Genomic DNA, 16830 nt, shown 5'->3' on the forward strand with positions numbered 1-16830 from the left:
AAGACTTTGGAGAGGGGGATCAGTCCGTATCGTCGCCGCGAAAGCCCATGGCGACAACGAATTTTTCCGAGCTGTCCGCGCGGCTGGCGGGCGGTTTCATGTGACGCACGGAGGTGAAGTCCTTCTTCAGGCGGGTCAGCAGATCCCCCTCGGCCCCGCCGGCGAGGACCTTGGCGACGAAGGTGCCCCCCGGGGCCAGCACGTCATGGGCCAGCGCCGCCGCCGCCTCGCACAGGGCGATGATGCGCAGGTGGTCGGTCTGCTTGTGGCCCGAGGATGCCGCCGCCATGTCGGACATCACCACGTCCGCCTTGCCGCCGAGCCAGGCCTTGACCTGATCGTCCGCGCCTTCCTCGAGAAAGTCGAGCACGTGGAGTTCCGCGCCCGGGATCGGATCCACTTCCTGCAGGTCGAGGCCGATGACGCGGCCCTGGTCCTTCGAGGCGCGCCGGCCGAGCGCGTTGACACGTTCCACGGCGATCTGGGTCCAGCCGCCTGGCGCGCAGCCGAGATCGACCACCCGCGCGCCGGGGACGAGGAAGCGGAACTTGTCGTCAAGCTCGGCGATCTTGTAGGCGGCGCGGCCGCGAAACCCCTCGCGCTTGGCCTTCTGCACGTAGGGGTCGTTCAGCTGGCGTTGCAGCCAGAGCGTGGAGCTCAGCCTGCGGCCCTTGGCCGATTTCACGCGGACCTTCAGGTCCCGCTCGCCCCTGCCCGAGGATCGTCTTGGTCTATCCGCCATGGGTTCCCCCCTTTGCCGCCAGAAGCGCACCTTCACGGCTCATCATCGACAACAGCATCCCTTCGCGCAGCCCGCGATCCGCGACACCGAGTTTATCCGTCGGCCAGATCCGCAGCAATGTCTGCAGGATCGCCGCGCCGGACACGATCAGCTCCGCCCGGTCGCGCCCGATGGACGGATCCGCGCGCCGCCCTTCCGGCCCCTGGGCGATCAGGCGGGTGATCACCGCCTCGATCTGGGTGTCCGTCAGGCTGATGCCATCCACCTTGCGCCGGTCATAGCGGCGCAGGCCCAGGTGGGCCGCCGCGACGGTCGTCACCGTGCCCGAGGTGCCGATCATCTGGAAGTCGGCGACCCCGTTCAGCACGTCGATATCCTGGTATGGCGTGAATTTTGAAAGCTGTTCCTCGAAGAACCAGGACATCAGCGCGAACCGCGCGCTTTCGTCCTCAACATCCTCGAACCGCTCATGCAGGGTCGCCACGCCAAGCGGGACCGAGATGAAATCAACGATGCGCGCATGCCCGGCGCGCAGCCCGTCGCGCCGTTGCCCACGAATGTCGAGCTGCATCACCGCGTCCACGCGCGCATGCACCGGCACGTCGGTCAGGTCGATCCAGACCAGTTCGGTCGAGCCGCCGCCGATATCGAACACCAGCACCTGGGCGCTGGTGGGATTGACCAGCGGCGCGCAGCTGATGACGGCGAGGCGGGCCTCCTCCTCGGGGTGGATCAGTTCCAGTTCGAGCCCGGTGCGGCGGCGCACCTGGGACAGGAACGACGCACCGTTGGAGGCGCGCCGGCACGCCTCCGTCGCGACAAGGCGATGGTGGCGCACATCCAGCTTGCGCAGCTTCGAGGCACAGACCTGCAACGCGCGGATCGTGCGCTCGATCGAGGGCCTCGAGAGGGCGCCTGTGCGCTCGAGGTCAGCCCCGAGTCGCACTGATTTGGCAAACGCATCGACGATGCGAAACTGGGCGCCGTTGGGCGCCGCGATCAACATGCGGCACGAGTTCGTGCCTAGGTCCAGCGCAGCATAAAGCTCGCCGGGCGCCTGCGCAGGGGCGCGCGCGCCCCTGGAACGGGCGCGCTTACTTCTTTCCTGCGCAGAAACACCTGTTTTCTGCGCCATGATATACCGTCAAATCGGGGTCGCGGCCCATCGCCTGCGACCGTTTGACCCAACGCTACAGCATGGGCGCGGGGAAGCGCAAGCGATCTGGGACGTCACGCGGCGCCGTTGCCGGCCGCCATTTCGAAACGGGCGGGCTGGCACCCCAGCGCACGGGCGATATCGTAGGTCAGATCGGGCTTGTTGAGCGTGTAGAAATGCAGGTGCTCGGCCCCGGCGCGGATCAGCGTGTCGCACATCTCGGTCGCAATGGCGGTGGCGAGCAGCGTCGCCTCTTCCTCGGTATCGGCGTTGCCGAAGGCGGCGTGCATCCAGTCAGGGACGTTCGCGCCGCAACTCGCGGCGAACTTCGACATGCGGGCGAAATTCTCGATCGGCAGGATGCCGGGGATCAGCGGCACGTTGATGCCTGCCGCCACGGCCCTGTCCCGGAAGCGCAGGAAACAGTCGCTTTCGAAGAAGAACTGCGTGATCGCGCGCGTCGCGCCGGCGTCCACCTTGCGCTTCAGCGCGTCGATATCCGATTGCAGGGTCGCCGCCTCGGGGTGCTTTTCGGGATAGGCGCCCACGGTCACGTCAAAGCCTTCGTCGGCCAGCGCGCGCACCAGGTCCTCGGAGCAGGCGAAACCGCCGGGATGCGGCTTGAAGCCACCGCTGTCCCTGGGGGGATCGCCGCGCAGCGCGACGATTCGGTTCACGCCCATCTGGCGGTACGCCTCGGCCACACCGAGGGTTTCCTCTTTCGTGGCGCCAACGCAGGTCAGATGCCCCGCGACGTTCAGGCGGGCGCGTTCCTGGATCGTACGGATCGCGGCCATCGTGCGGGCACGGGTCGTGCCCCCTGCCCCGTATGTGACCGAGACGAACTGCGGTCCGAGCGGCGCAAGCCGCTCGACCGAACGCCAGAGGCGCAGGGTCGCTTCTGTCGTCTGGGGCGGGAAAAATTCAAAGGATAGCGTGGCGGGTGATCCGCCATCGGCATGTGCAAGTGTCATTACGTCGGTTCCTACCGTCAAAGCATGTTGCTGCGCTTATTCTTATAGCATGAATTCGACGCATTGAAGTTGAAAAGCGTCGCAGGTAGGGAAAATGCCACCGACCCCGGCCGCGCATGTCGCAGGGGGGCCGGCGCAAGTCGCAAACTGGCAAGGCCGGGCTGCGGACAAGGGCCAGGAAGGCCCACGGTTGAAGGAGCATCGAGATGCCACAGGTGGTGATCGTCTACTGGCGGGACATTCCCGCGCAAGTCATTGTCGGCAAAGGGCGCCGCGCGGTGAAAATCCAACTCCCCGAGCGTTTCGAACAGGCGATCGACCGCTGCGCGATGAAGGTTGGCGCGCGGGACGCGGATGCTTACCTGGCGGACTGGCGCAAGGCGGATCCGGTCGAGGTCGAAGGCGACGCGCAAGAGGTCGCATCTGCCGAAGCGGCACGCTTGGAAGGCACATATGACAGGGACATGATCAAGACGCTGATCGCGAACGACGGCCGGGCCCCGGCCGGGTGAGCCGCTGGAGGACTTTGATGGCCAGGATTCTTCCCTTTTCCCGCAAGACGCCCCCGGCGGCGCAGTCGTCTGCGCCGCGCGCGGACCTGTCGGCCTTCCTTCAGGGCTTCTCCATCGAGGTCATGCCGCGCACCGCGCTGAAGGTGGCGGATTTCCGCGCCATCCTGCCCCAGGGGACACGTGTCTACGTCGCCCAGCTCGACGGCACCCCGATCGACGAGATGGTCGCCACCGCCGCCCGGCTGGTGGACGAGGGTTTCACCCCGATGCCCCACTTCCCCGCGCGCAGCATTCCCGACCGCGCGACGCTGGAGGACTGGATCACGCGCTATCGCGACGTGGGCGTCCACCAGGGCCTGCTGCTGGCGGGGGGCGTCAGCACGCCCGCGGGGATCTATGACAACTCCATGCAGCTGCTGGAATCGGGCCTGTTCGACGCCCATGGCTTTGATCGGCTGCACGTCGGCGGCCACCCCGAGGGCAACCGCGACATCGACCCCGACGGGTCCGACCGCGCGGTGATGGAGGCGCTGCGCTGGAAGAACGCCTTCCAGGCGCGCACCGACGCCAAGATGGCCATCGCCACGCAGTTCTGCTTCGAAGCCGCGCCCGTCATCGCCTGGGCCGACCGCCTGAAGGCCGAGGGGATCACCCTGCCGATCCATATCGGCGTCGCGGGTCCGGCCAAGCTGCAAACGCTGATCAAATTCGCCATGGCCTGCGGCGTCGGGCCCTCCCTGCGGGTCTTGCAGCGCCGCGCCACAGACCTTACCAAGCTGATGCTGCCCTTCACACCAGAGCAGATTCTGTCGGACTTGGCCGCCCACAAGGCGGCGCACCCCGACTTCAACATCGAGGCCGTCCACGTCTTCCCACTGGGCGGCATTACCAAATCCGCTGAATTCATGGATGAATTCGGCCGCCCCGCCGGAAGTACGGCCGCGGCGCAGGCCTGACGAACAGGCCGTAACCAGACAGGCACAAGCAGATGACCCGCACCATCGTCGAATCCAAGACCAAGACTGCCATTATCGGCTTTGACCAGCCATTCTGCGTGATCGGAGAGCGGATCAACCCCACCGGCCGCAAGAAACTGGCGGCGGAACTCGAGGCGGGCGACTTCTCGACCGTGGAAAAGGACGCGCTCGCACAGGTCGCCGCAGGGGCGACCATGCTCGATGTGAACGCGGGCGTCGTCTACAACTCCAACCCCAACCCGAACGAGACCGAACCGCCGCTCATGACCAAGATGATCGAGCTGGTTCAAGGACTTGTGGACGTTCCCTTGTGCATCGACTCAAGCGTGCCCGGCGCGTTGGAGGCCGGTCTGGCCGCCGCCGGGGGCCGCCCGCTGCTGAACTCCGTCACTGGCGAGGAAGAGCGCCTGGAACTGGTCCTGCCGCTGGTCAAGAAGTACAACGTGCCGGTGGTGGCGATCTCCAACGACGACACCGGCATTTCCGAGGATCCGGACGTGCGCTTCGCGGTGGCCAAGAAGATCGTCGAGCGGGCCGCGGATTTCGGCATTCCCGCCCATGACATCGTGGTCGACCCGCTGGTGATGCCCATCGGCGCGATGGCGACCGCGGGGCTTCAGGTCTTCGCGCTGGTGCGCCGCCTGCGGGACGAGCTGGGCGTGAACACCACTTGCGGGGCCTCCAACATCTCGTTCGGGCTGCCCAACCGGCACGGCATCAACAACGCGTTCCTGCCGATGGCGATCGCTGCGGGCATGACCAGCGCCATCATGAACCCCTGCGCGCTGCCCACCCCGGCCTCGAAGATCGCCGCGAAACGCGCCGAGGTGGAGGCCGCCGGAATCGCGCTGCCCGAGGGCATGGACGACGAGACGTTCTGCCAGATGTTCGGCCTCGGCTCGACCAAGCACCGCCCGGGCGGAGAGATGGAGGCGATCCGCGCCGCCAACTTCCTGTCCAACAACGACCCCCATGGGGCGGAATGGATCAGATCGAACAAGGCCCCGCTTGCCGCTGGGGCAAGCGAACCGGGCGCGCGCGGCAATCGCGAAGGCCGCCGCCGCCGTCGCGCGTAAGGCAGCGGGGACAGCCCCGACTATCCCGAAAGCAGAAGGGGCGCGCCAGATGGCACGCCCCTTTTTCTCATGCGCAACAACACGTTGTGCGCGCGCTTACTTGTAACGATTGAAGGTTTCCATCTCGATCGCCTTGCGGGTTTCGAGCGTTGAAATCTCTGCCTGGATGTCGCGGCGCTGCGTGGGGTCCGTTGCCCCGGCCAGGCGGGTCCTGGCGTCGTCAATCTCGCCCTGGAGCTGCGCAAAGGGCGACATCACGCCACTTTCGCTGAACACATGGGCGAACGGGTCAGCGGTCAGCTTACTCGGGTCGAGCGGCTTGCCCTGCCCCGGCAGATTATCGAGCACCCCGTCATCCAGGGCGCGCTTGAACGCGCGATCGAGCATCGTTTCAAACATGTCGCCAACCTCTCCAAACACCGGCCCAATCGAAAGATGGGACCCCGGCCTGCCAGATTGAAGGCCCGAAAGCTGCGACATTCGGGCCTTCACCACCTCTGCGCTGCGCTTCAGCGGATCATTGACCGCCTACGACGACCTCGTTGCCGAGCAGTGTCCAGCCGACCATGCTTTCGGGGTACAGCTTAACCCCCTCGATCCCGGCAAGCTCGGAGGCGGCGAACCAGTTCGTCGCGGCCCAATGCCCGGTGTTGCAGAAGCTGACCAGCGGCGCGTCGGCATTCTCGGCTGCAAGCGCGCGGACCCGCGCAAGCATATCCTCGGGCGCATCCACGATGGGACCATCGCCCCCGAACCAGGTGGAATGCACGATGTTGAGCGCACCTTTCAGCGTACCCGCCTCGGCGGCCGCGCCGTGCTTTGCTTCGCCCTTGAAGAATTCCAGCGGACGCGCATCGATCAGGACCGCCTCGCTTCTGCCATTTACCACGGCTTGCACATCGTCGGCGCCCATCATCCATTCATAGGACCAGCTGAGCGTGATGTCGGACGGCTCGGGCGTCACGGGACCCGTCTCGCCTTTGTTTCCAGCCGCTTCCCAGGCCGTGTAGCCGCCGTTCAGCACCGCGAGATCCCCGAACCCCGCCGACTTCAGCGTCCAGTACACCCGGGCCGCTGCGCCGAAATCGGTCGCGTTCCTGCCCTCGTGCACCACCAGGACCTCACGCCCGTAGTCCGCACCCGCCGCGCGCAGCACCTCTTGCAGCTTTCTGAGCACCGGCACACGGCCAGGGTTGTCCTGCGGGCCACGGTACAGCCCGTAGGGCGTGTTGACAGCGCCGGGAATATGCCCCGCCTCGAACGCCTCGGGCGCGCGGATATCGATCACGATGGCCCCGTCGTAGGACGCGGCGGGCTCTTCCAGCGGGCCCCATGCCAGCGCCGTGTTGGCGAGCAGAAGCAAGGCAGCAGTGAATTGTATCAGGTATCTCATCGGATCCTCCTCTTGAGCGGGCGTAACGTACCAGACGCCTTCCAATTGGCCCATACAGCGCGGATCACAAGCGCTTCAACCCCTATGCAGCCCAGATACGCCCCCCGTAGCATTGCGCTTATGACGTAGCACGTTAAACAGGCGGCAGAACGTATCGTGGAAGGCCAGTCAATCATGCGCAACAGCGACCCCCTGGTGATCTTCACCCCCTCCGGCAAGCGCGGGCACTTCCCCGTGGGCACGCCGATCCTGACGGCGGCGCGCCGGCTTGGCGTGGACCTGGACAGCGTCTGCGGCGGGCGTGGCATCTGCTCCAAGTGCCAGGTGCAGCCGGCCTATGGCTCTTTCTCCAAGCACGGGGTCACGGTCGCGCCCGACGCACTCAGCCCCTGGAACAGCGTCGAGGAGCGCTACAAGTCCAAGCGCGGCATGATCGACGGGCGGCGCCTTGGCTGCCAGGCGACGGTGCAGGGCGACGTGGTGATCGACGTGCCCCCCGAAAGCCAGGTGCACAAGCAGGTCGTGCGCAAACGCGCCGAGGCGCGCGAAATCGTCATGGACCCCTGCACCCGGCTTTACTACGTCGAGGTGGACGAGCCGGACATGCACGACCCCTCGGGGGATCTCGAGCGGCTGGAAAAAGCGCTGACCGACCAGTGGGGCCTGGCCCATGTGGAGGGGGACCTGCGCACCCTCCAAATGCTGCAACCCGCGCTGCGCAAGGGCGACTGGAAGGTGACCTGCGCGGTCTATCACGGCAACGGCCTTGGACCGGGGCGCATCATGCACGTCTGGCCCGGCTATTACGAGGGCGGCATCTACGGGCTGGCGGTGGACCTCGGCTCGACCACCATCGCGGGGCACCTGTGTGACCTGCAATCGGGCGAGGTGCTGGCCTCCACCGGGTTGATGAACCCCCAGATCCGCTTCGGAGAGGACCTGATGAGCCGGGTCTCCTACGCCATGATGAACCCTGGCGGCGAGAAGGAGATGTGCGCGGCGGTGCGCGGCGCGATGAACACGCTGGTCGAGCAGATCGCCGCCGAGGCGGAGATCCCGCGTGAGTTGATCTTCGAGGCGGTGTTCGTGGCGAACCCGGTGATGCACCACCTGCTGCTCGGGATCGACCCGGTGGAGCTGGGCCAGGCGCCCTTCGCGTTGGCCACCTCGGGGGCGATGACGCTCTGGGCGAATGAACTGGACGTACAGATGCACCCGGATGCGCGGATCTACATCCTGCCGTGTATCGCGGGCCATGTGGGCGCGGACGCCGCCGCCGTGGCGCTCAGTGAAGCGCCCAATAAGTCCGAGGAGCTGGTGCTGATCGTCGATGTCGGCACCAATGCCGAGATCCTGCTCGGCAACCGCGACAAGGTGCTGGCCTGTTCCTCGCCCACCGGCCCCGCGTTCGAGGGGGCGCAGATCTCCTCCGGGCAGCGGGCAGCGCCGGGCGCTATCGAGCGGGTGGAGATCGACCCGGTGACGAAGGAGCCGCGCTTCCGCGTCATCGGCTGCGAGACCTGGTCCGACGAGCCCGGCTTCGCCGAGGCGACCGCGGGCACCGGCATCACCGGCATCTGCGGCTCGGGCATCATCGAGGCGATTGCCGAAATGCGCATGGCCGGTCTGGTCGATCCCGGCGGGCTGATCGGTTCCGCCGCGCAGACGGGCACCGAGCGCTGCGTCGCCGAAGGGCGGACCCACGCCTACCTGCTGCATGACGCCAGCGCCGCGGGCGGCTCGCGCATCCTTGTGACGCAGGGGGATGTGCGCGCGATCCAGCTTGCGAAATCGGCCCTTTACGCGGGCGCGCGGCTGCTGATGGACCAGCTCGGCGTGGACGAGGTGGACCGCGTCGTGCTGGCCGGTGCCTTCGGCGCGCACATCAGCCCCAAGCACGCGATGGTGCTGGGGATGATCCCCGACTGCGCGATCGAAAAGGTGACCTCGGCCGGGAACGCCGCGGGAACCGGCGCGCGGATCGCGCTGCTGAACTCCGCCGCCCGGCGCGAGATCGAGACCGTCGTCGGCCTGATCCAGAAGGTGGAGACCGCCGTGGAGCCGCGCTTCCAGGAGCATTTCGTCGCGGCCAACAACATCCCCCACGCCACCGCCCCCTTCCCGCTGCTGAACAGCGTCGTGCATCTGCCCGACGTGTCGTTCAACACCGGCGGCCGCGAAGGCGCCGAGGGTGGCCGCAGACGTCGCCGCAGGGGGTAGGCAGAAGGTGCAGTCGCAAGGGTGGCCCCCTCCGGGCGCGCAGCATTGTTGCGCCCCGGCCGTTACCGGCCCCGTCAGCGGCGGGCCATTCCGGTCAGGAAAGGCGTCTGCTTTCGCGTCGACGCCCCCTTTCCGCAACCAATGCCGGGCAAAAGGTTCTCCGCCCGATCAGAACACGTTCCAGAACCGCTCCGGGATACGAACCAGCGCCCGCCCCTGCACGGGGCCCTTCACGGTATAACGACCTGAATTCGATAGGGAAATCCGGGACAGGTGCGATTTGAGATCCTCCTCGTAGTCGAACCCGTCGCTGACCTTCAGCTTGCAGACCGTGTCGAAAGACTTTTGCAACTCTTCGTCCGACAGCCGGTGGTGCTTGCCGCCGCCTTCCCTTTCGAACTTAACCTCGCGCGTCGTCTCCATCCGTTCCTGCGCCCAGTTCCGATCCGCCTTGCGCAGGCGGAACAGGTACAGGTCGTCGAAGACGGGGGCATGCTCGCAACTGTGGAACCCGCCGCCCCTGGACACCGGCCTGCGGATCACCAGCGGCTTGCACATCGCGCTGACGAATTGCGCGAGTGGGCGTTGCGCAAGGATCGGCCGGTCCATGGTCAGGGGCGGCTGCGTCACCGGGTCATGGCGCAGGTTGAAGCCGATGGCATGGGCCACCTGGCGCTTCAGCTTGCGCACGTAGTCGAGGAGCGACCCGTAGCGGTACGGATCCGCCACCAGCATCTCGTCGCAGTCGGTGTAGATCACCGCGTCATAGAAGTTCAGCAGGTTGTTGGCCGTCTGGTTGATCAGCGCCATCCTATGGCGTTCATTGTAGTACGGCCTGCGGGGCAGCATCATCGAGCCCGCGCCCCCGAGGTCATCGGTCGAGCCGTCGTCGCTGCCGTGATCCAGCACGATGCAATTCCTGATCCCGATCTGCCGCCCGTAGTGGCCCAGCCAGATCGGCAGGTTGCGCTTTTCGTTGTAGACGTTGGTGATCACCGCCACCTGGAACGTCACGCGAAGGGCCGGGGCCGCCAGGGTTTCCTGCGCCCCTGCCCCGGGATTCGTGCGGCGCAGCGCGCGGAGCGATTGTTCGATCCGGTCGCGCAGGCTGGCCTGCATGCCGACGTTGCGCGTCACCTTGAGCGCGCGTTCGTAGTGGCTGAGCGCCGTCGCCCAGTCCCGCCGGTCCCGCGCGAGATCGCCTATGTAGGCGTTGAGCCCCGGAAACTCCGGGTATCGCGCGATAAACCGCTCCCCAAGCGTGGCCAGGTCGACCTTCTGGCCCGGCGCAAGCCCGCCCACCTTGCCTAGGCCGCGCAGCGCCTGGGTGATGAAGGTCTCGTCACCGGGGTTCAGCTCCAGCCCGTCGCAAACTTCCGCAAGCGCGGCAAGGGCGGCGTCCACACGCCCGGACTGGCCGAAGATCCGGATCCGCCGCAAAGCCAGGGCCCGATTGTCCGGGAACATGTCCAGCCCTTCCTCCGTCCGCGCGAGGCCGTCGTCGAACGCCTGAAGCGAGGTCTGGATATCGGCGTATTCCGCGTATTGGCGCAGCCCGACAACATCGGGGTCCCGCAGCGCCAGCGCCCGCTCCAGCACTGCGAGGGCGGCGTCGTTCCGCCGCTCGCGCCGGTAGGCGCGCGCGAGCAGCAGGGCGCCCTCGGCGAAGTCCGCGCGATCCTTGCAGGCGTCAACCATCGACTGGGCCTAGCTGAGGTCCCCCTTGTGCAGGGCGGCGCGAAGCTCGGCGAGCGCATGTGTCATGACAATATCCATGCGAGTCACGATAGGAACGCGTGGTTAAGCATGGGTGAACACCACGGGGGATTTTTTGCCCTGGGCCACGCCCCGCGCGGCGGGGTCCGGCTCAGCCCTCGGACTGCAGAGCGGTGATGGCGATCAGGTCATAGATGTCCTGAGTCGTGCAGCCGCGGCTCAGGTCGTTCGCGGGGGCCGCCAGCCCCTGGAAAATCGGGCCGATCGCGGTCGCCCCGCCTATGCGCTGGGCGATCTTGTAGCCGATGTTTCCCGCGTCAAGCGTCGGGAAAACAAGCACATTCGCCCGCCCCGCCACGTCCGAGCCGGGAAATTTCGCCGCCGCGATATCGGGAACGAAAGCTGCATCGAACTGCATCTCTCCGTCCACGGCAAGGTCCGGGGCCTGCCCCCGTAGCAGGTCGATCGCCTCGCGCACCTTGGAGACATGCCCGTGGCTAGCCGAGCCATCAGTCGAGAAGGACAGCATCGCGACGCGCGGCGATTCGCCGGTGAGGCGGTGGCCGCTCTGGGCCGCGGCGCGCGCGATCTCGGCCAGCTGTTCGGAGGTCGGGTCCACGACCATCGCGCAGTCGGAAAAGATCACCGGGCGCGCCGGGCCGTGGGCGGTTTCGGGCAGGATCATAAGGAAAAAGCTGGACACCGTACGCACGCCCGGTGCCGCGCCGATGCCGCGCAGGGCCGCGCGGACCACGTTGGGCGTGGGATTGAGCGCCCCGGCGATGGTGCCATGGGCCCGGCCCGCGCGCACCATCAGCGCCGCGAACAGCAGCGGGTCGCGCACGGCCCTGCGGGCCTCGGCGTCGCTGATGGGCTTGTGTTTGCGCAGGTTCTGCAACACCTGCGCGAGTTCCTCGCCGAGCGGTTCGTTGGCGGGGTCCAGCGCCTCGAACCCTCGCGGCGCATCGGGGCCGACGAAGACGATCTCGCCCAGGCCATCGGCCTTGGCGCGGGCCGCTGCCTCGCGGATTCGGGGGTCCGACACCTCGGGCAGGACGATCCGGGCGCGAAGGTCGCGCGCCCGGTCGTAGAAGCTGTGAAGGATCTCCGACACGCGGCGGCCCTACGCCCGGCCCGTCTCGGAGTAGTCCCCGGCGGCCGCCATCATCACGCGCCCGACTGCGGACGCATGTCGTCCTTGCTGACACCGGCCACGCGCACCGGCTTCTTCATCGCGTCGCGCCGGAACGGGTCGCCCAGTTCCTGGTTGATCATCGCCTCGATCAGCGTGGTGGTGCCGTTTTCCATCTGGTCCTTGATGGCGGTGTTCAGCGCGTCGGTCAGCTCGTCCATGGTGCGCGCGACCACGCCCTTCAGGCCGCAGGCCTTGGCGATGCCGGCGTAGCTGACCTGCTCGTCCAGCTCGGTGCCGACGAAGTTGTCGTCGAACCAGAGCGTCGAGTTCCGCTTTTCCGCGCCCCACTGGTAGTTGCGGAAGACGATCTGCGTGATCGGCGGCCAGTCGCCGCGCCCGATGGCCGTCAGCTCGTTCACCGCGATGCCGAAGGCGCCGTCCCCGGCAAAGCCCACGACCGGCACGTCCGGGCAGCCGATCTTGGCGCCCACGATGGCCGGAAGGCCGTAGCCGCAGGGGCCGAACAGGCCGGGGGCGAGGTATTTGCGGCCCGCCTCGAACGCCGGGTAGGCATTGCCGATGGCGCAGTTGTTGCCGATGTCCGAGGAAATGATCGCGTCCTTGGGCAGCGCGGACTGGATTGCGCGCCAGGCCATGCGGGGACTCATCCAGTCGGGCTTGGCCGCGCGGGCACGCTCGTTCCAGGTGGTGCCGGGATCGTCCTCCTCATGATCCATGGACGAAAGCTGTTGCGCCCAGGTGGACTTCGTCTGCGCGATGGTGGCCTTGCGCGCCTCGCGGCCCGCGTCACCGGCACCGTCGGTCAGCCCGTCGAGGATGCCTTTCGCCACCTTGGCCGCATCGCCCACGATCCCGACGGTGACCTTCTTGGTCAGCCCGATGCGGTCGGGGTTGATGTCCACCTGGATGATCTTCGCATCGGCGGGCCAGTATTCCATGCCATAGCCCGGCAGGGTGGAGAACGGGTTCAGCCGAGTACCGAGGCAGAGCACCACGTCGGCCTGCTTGATCAGCTCCATCCCCGCTTTCGAGCCGTTGTAGCCCAGCGGCCCCGCGAACAGCGGGTGGGAGCCGGGGAAAGCATCGTTGTGCTGGTAGCCGACGCAGACCGGGGCATCCAGACGCTCGGCCAGCGCCTTGGAGGCGTCGATCCCGCCGGCGGACAGCACGACGCCCGCGCCGTTCAGGATCACGGGGAATTTCGCCTCGGACAGCAGCGCGGCGGCTTGCGCCACGGAATTCTCGCCGCCCGAGGACTGCTCGAAGGCGATCGGCTCGGGGATCTCGATATCAACGACCTGGGTCCAGAAATCGCGCGGGATGTTCAGCTGCGCGGGGCCGGACAGGCGTTTCGCCTTGGAAATGACCCGGGTCAGAACCTCGGCCACGCGGGTGGGGTCGCGCACTTCTTCCTGGTAGGCGACCATGTCCTCGAACAGTTTCATCTGCTCGACTTCCTGGAAGCCCCCCTGCCCGATGGTCTTGTTCGCGGCCTGCGGCGTGACCAGCAGCAGCGGCGTGTGGTTCCAGTAGGCGGTTTTCACGGCCGTCACGAAGTTGGTGATGCCCGGACCGTTCTGGGCGATCATCATGGACATCTTGCCGGTGGCGCGGGTGTAGCCATCGGACATCATGCCCGCGCTGCCTTCATGGGCGCAGTCCCAGAACTTGATCCCGGCTTCGGGAAACAGGTCCGAGATCGGCATCATGGCGGAGCCGATGATCCCGAAGGCATGTTCGATGCCATGCTTCTGCAATACCTTGATGAAGGCTTCTTCGGTCGTCATTTTCATGTGCGCAGCTCCCAGACTCGAGTTCACCGGCGGGCTACGCCGGGGTTCGTCCGATTGATGCAGCCATGGGGCGTGAAGTCTTAGGGCCAGACGATTGATGTCTTAGGACCAGCCGGGCGCCAGCCGTGGGGAATCGCGCGCGCCCCACCGCCGTGGCGGGGGCCCGCAACGATCAGCGGGCCTTAACCAAACCCCATCGCGCGCAGGCGGCGCGCCACCCGTGCGACGCCTTCGGGTATCGCGCGCTCGGGGATCGAAGAATAGGCCATGCGATAGAAATTCTGCGGCGGATTCTCGGCAGCGTAGAAGACCGAGCCATGCTCGATCAGCACGCCGTCCGCACGCAGGTCTTCCGCGAGTTGTTCGGTATTCAGCCCCTTCGGCCCCTCGATCCAGAAGCCCGCGCCGCCGTGATCCGAACCGCCGACGCCGGTGATCCCTTCATCCTCGAAAGCCTTGAGCATGATGCTGCGCCGCTTGCGAAACGCGTTGCGCAGGCGGTTCACATGGGCGTTGTAATGACCCTGCGCCAGGAAATGCGCGGTGGTGCGCTGCGGCCCGCCCGGCGGGTGGCGCATCACCAGGATGCGCAGGCCCCGCGCTTCCGCGATGAAGGGCGCGGGCGCGGCCAGGTAGCCAAGGCGCAGCCCTGGAAACAACGGCTTGGAGAAGCTGCCGATGTGGATGACGCGCCCTTCCGTATCCTCGGCCTTCAGGGCGGGGCTGGCGGGTTTGAGGAAGCTCATCTCGAAGTCGTAGTCGTCTTCGAGCACCAGGAAGTTCCGCTCACTGGCCAGTTGCAGCAGGCGGCGGCGGCGCTCCATCGGCATGGTGGCGCAGGTCGGCGCCTGGTGGCTGGGGGTGACGCAGACCAGGTCCAGCCCCTCTGGCAGGGCGTCGGGGTCGAGGCCCTTTTCGTCCACGGGGATCGGCACCATGTCGCACCCCGTGAGGCGCAGCACCTCGCGCAGGTAGGAGTAGCCCGGTTCCTCCATCGCGACGCGCAGGCCCGGCGTCGCCTTGCTGAGCAGCTCGATCACCGTCCAGAGCGCGTTCTGCGCGCCAAGGGTGACCAGCACCTCGTCCGGCTGGCTGAGCACACCCCGCGAAGGCAGGCTGTGGGACAGGATATAGTCGACCAGCTTGGGATCGTCGGCGTTGAAACTGTCGCCCGAGACCTGGTCGAACTCGCGTTTGCCAAGGCCACGGCGCGCGCAGTCGCGCCAGTCGTCATGGGGAAACAACTCCGGGTCGAGCTGGCCGTAGATGAACGGATAGGGATAGGCGCGCCAGTCCAGCGGCTTGGCCAGCCCCCGCATGGTCTGGTAGCGCCGCCCGAGGCGTTGCTCCCAGCCCACCACGTCGGGTTTCTGCGCCTCCGGCACGCGGGCTGGCGCGGTCATCAGCCCGGGCGGATCCTCGGCCACGAAGAACCCGCTGCGGGCGGCGGATTCAAGGTAACCATCGGCCACAAGATCCTGATACACAAGGGAAACCGTGATCCGGGCAATGCCAAGATGGTTGGCAAGGCCTCGGCTGGAGGGCAGCTTCTGCCCCGGCATGAAACGCCGCGCCAGGATCGCCGCGGCGATACGCTCGCGCAGCTGTGCCTGAAGGCTGATGCCACTGTCACGATCGACGAAGAACTGACTTTCCGAGATACGCATCCCAAGATCTTATCTGGACTTAAGGAAGGGAGCAACTGGGGTTAATGCCGGACCCGGCAAAACCGGACACTGCATCCAGGAAAAAACAACCGATCACAGGAGTGGACGATGGGTTATCGCGGCAATTCGCTGGAACAGCACTGGATGCCATTCACGCCGAACCGGGCCTTCAAGAAGAAGCCGCGGTTGGTGAAACGGGCCGAGGGCACGTATCTCTACGACCAGAACGACGGCAAGATCATTGACGGATCTTCCGGGCTGTTCTGCTCGCCCGCCGGGCACTGCCACCCCAAGATCATCGAGGCGGTGCACGCCCAGATGCAGAAGAATACCTATACCCCGCCCTTCGGCCTGGGCCACGACGGCAGCTTCGCCCTGGCCGAGCGGGTGGCGCGCCTGACCCCGGACGAGATCAACCACGTGTTCTTCGTCAACTCCGGCTCGGAAGCGGTCGATACGGCGCTGAAGATCGCCATGGCCTACAACAACGCAAGGGGCGAGGCGCACCGCAACCGCTTCGTCAGCCGTGAGCGTGCGTATCACGGCGTGAACATCGGCGGCGTGTCGCTGTCGGGCATGGTGAAGAACCGCGAGACCTTCCCGCTGGTGATGCCCAACGTCGTTATGATGCGCCACACCTTCACGGGCGAGGCGCTGAACCACCCCGGCCAGCCGCTGAAGGGCGCGGAACTGGCCGAGGACCTGCAGCGCATCTGCGACACCTACGGCGGTGGCCAGATCGCGGCCTGCATCGTGGAGCCGGTCGCCGGCTCCACCGGGGTGCTGGTGCCGCCCGTGGGCTACCTCAAGCGCCTGCGGGAAATTTGCGACACCCACGGCATCATCCTGATCTTCGACGAGGTGATCACCGGCTTCGGGCGCATGGGCCACAACTTCGGCGCGCAGACCTTCGAGGTGACGCCGGACATCATGACCATGGCCAAGGCGCTGACCAACGGCAGTATACCCATGGGCGCGGTCGCCGTGCGGGACGAGATCTACGACACCGTGGTGGACGCCTCTCCCGCCGGGGCGATAGAGTTCTTCCACGGCTATACCTACTCCGGCCACCCCGCCGCCTGCGCCGCGGGCCTGGCCGCGCTGGAGATCTACGAGAAAGAGGGCCTGTTCCAGCGCTCGTTCGATCTGCACGACTATTTCCGCGACGCGGTGCACAGCCTGGCGGACCATCCGCTGGTGCGCGACGTGCGCTCCATCGGGTTGATCGCGGGGGTCGAGGTTTTCGCCCACCCCACCCCCGGCGCGCGCGGTGCGAAGATGCAGGAAGACATGTTCTGGAACGGCCTGCACGTGAAGTTCACCGGCGACAGCGCGATCCTGGCGCCGCAGTTCATCGCCGAGCGTCACCACGTCGATGAGATGATCGAGAAGTTCCGCGCCGTCCTGGACGCCCATCACGCCGAAGCGCCCGTCGCGGCCGAGTAGGC

The 16830-nt window shown here is 66.7% G+C and carries 14 protein-coding genes; 5 read left to right on the forward strand and 9 right to left on the reverse strand.

Annotated features, from left to right (window positions below; all coding sequences use genetic code 11):
- Positions 1 to 19: 19 nt before the first annotated feature.
- The 3 genes from DJ029_RS17795 to metF all read right to left on the reverse strand — a co-directional run bounded on the left by DJ029_RS17795 (position 20) and on the right by metF (position 2872).
- Entirely contained in the window at positions 20 to 742 is a 723-nt protein-coding gene (locus DJ029_RS17795) for an RlmE family RNA methyltransferase (RefSeq protein ID WP_112323846.1), read from the reverse strand.
- Complete coding sequence (locus DJ029_RS17800; protein ID WP_112323847.1) at positions 732 to 1877, reverse strand: Ppx/GppA phosphatase family protein; 1146 nt, start codon at positions 1875 to 1877, stop codon at positions 732 to 734. Before DJ029_RS17800 ends, DJ029_RS17795 begins: the two co-directional genes overlap by 11 nt.
- Before the next feature lie 95 nt (positions 1878 to 1972).
- Positions 1973 to 2872, reverse strand: coding sequence for a methylenetetrahydrofolate reductase [NAD(P)H] (gene metF, locus DJ029_RS17805; RefSeq protein WP_112323848.1), 900 nt, complete (start codon positions 2870 to 2872; stop codon positions 1973 to 1975).
- Positions 2873 to 3078: 206 nt separating this feature from the next.
- Here metF and DJ029_RS17810 point away from each other — a divergent pair, with 206 nt between their 5' ends.
- From DJ029_RS17810 to DJ029_RS17820, 3 genes are read left to right on the forward strand one after another with little or no spacing between them, the layout of a single operon-like run.
- Positions 3079 to 3384 (forward strand): virulence factor, encoded by a 306-nt coding sequence (locus DJ029_RS17810; RefSeq protein WP_112323849.1) that lies wholly within the window; start codon positions 3079 to 3081, stop codon positions 3382 to 3384.
- Between the two features lie 17 nt (positions 3385 to 3401).
- On the forward strand, positions 3402 to 4340 hold the full coding sequence (locus DJ029_RS17815; protein ID WP_112323850.1) for a methylenetetrahydrofolate reductase: 939 nt from the start codon (positions 3402 to 3404) through the stop codon (positions 4338 to 4340).
- A 32-nt stretch (positions 4341 to 4372) separates the two neighbouring features.
- A complete protein-coding gene (locus tag DJ029_RS17820; protein ID WP_112323851.1) occupies positions 4373 to 5437 on the forward strand; it encodes a methyltetrahydrofolate cobalamin methyltransferase in 1065 nt (354 codons plus the stop codon).
- Between the two features lie 96 nt (positions 5438 to 5533).
- On the opposite strand, the gene DJ029_RS17825 is transcribed toward DJ029_RS17820, so the two are convergent.
- Entirely contained in the window at positions 5534 to 5836 is a 303-nt protein-coding gene (locus tag DJ029_RS17825) for a DnaJ family domain-containing protein (RefSeq protein WP_157966431.1), read from the reverse strand.
- Positions 5837 to 5954: 118 nt separating this feature from the next.
- Positions 5955 to 6830: a sulfurtransferase gene (locus DJ029_RS17830; protein WP_112323853.1), complete on the reverse strand. Its 876-nt coding sequence runs from the start codon at positions 6828 to 6830 to the stop codon at positions 5955 to 5957.
- A 174-nt stretch (positions 6831 to 7004) separates the two neighbouring features.
- On the opposite strand from DJ029_RS17830, the gene DJ029_RS17835 reads away from it, so the two are divergent.
- On the forward strand, positions 7005 to 9050 hold the full coding sequence (locus DJ029_RS17835) for an ASKHA domain-containing protein (protein WP_112323854.1): 2046 nt from the start codon (positions 7005 to 7007) through the stop codon (positions 9048 to 9050).
- A 168-nt stretch (positions 9051 to 9218) separates the two neighbouring features.
- On the opposite strand, the gene DJ029_RS17840 is transcribed toward DJ029_RS17835, so the two are convergent.
- From DJ029_RS17840 to pdxR, 4 genes are all read right to left on the reverse strand, one after another.
- Positions 9219 to 10748: a glycosyltransferase family 2 protein gene (locus DJ029_RS17840; RefSeq protein WP_112323855.1), complete on the reverse strand. Its 1530-nt coding sequence runs from the start codon at positions 10746 to 10748 to the stop codon at positions 9219 to 9221.
- 169 nt (positions 10749 to 10917) lie between these two features.
- Complete coding sequence (gene pta / locus DJ029_RS17845) at positions 10918 to 11880, reverse strand: phosphate acetyltransferase (RefSeq protein ID WP_232823129.1); 963 nt, start codon at positions 11878 to 11880, stop codon at positions 10918 to 10920.
- A 53-nt stretch (positions 11881 to 11933) separates the two neighbouring features.
- Positions 11934 to 13715: a sulfoacetaldehyde acetyltransferase gene (gene xsc / locus DJ029_RS17850; protein ID WP_112323856.1), complete on the reverse strand. Its 1782-nt coding sequence runs from the start codon at positions 13713 to 13715 to the stop codon at positions 11934 to 11936.
- Between the two features lie 182 nt (positions 13716 to 13897).
- Positions 13898 to 15382, reverse strand: a complete 1485-nt coding sequence (gene pdxR / locus DJ029_RS17855) for a MocR-like pyridoxine biosynthesis transcription factor PdxR (RefSeq protein ID WP_112323857.1) — start codon at positions 15380 to 15382, stop codon at positions 13898 to 13900.
- A gap of 108 nt (positions 15383 to 15490) precedes the next feature.
- Between pdxR and aptA the strand changes: the two genes are divergently transcribed.
- On the forward strand, positions 15491 to 16828 hold the full coding sequence (gene aptA, locus DJ029_RS17860; RefSeq protein ID WP_112323858.1) for an omega-aminotransferase AptA: 1338 nt from the start codon (positions 15491 to 15493) through the stop codon (positions 16826 to 16828).
- Positions 16829 to 16830 lie beyond the last annotated feature (2 nt).

Source organism: Oceanibium sediminis (assembly GCF_003265325.1).
GTDB lineage: Bacteria > Pseudomonadota > Alphaproteobacteria > Rhodobacterales > Rhodobacteraceae > Halovulum > Halovulum sediminis.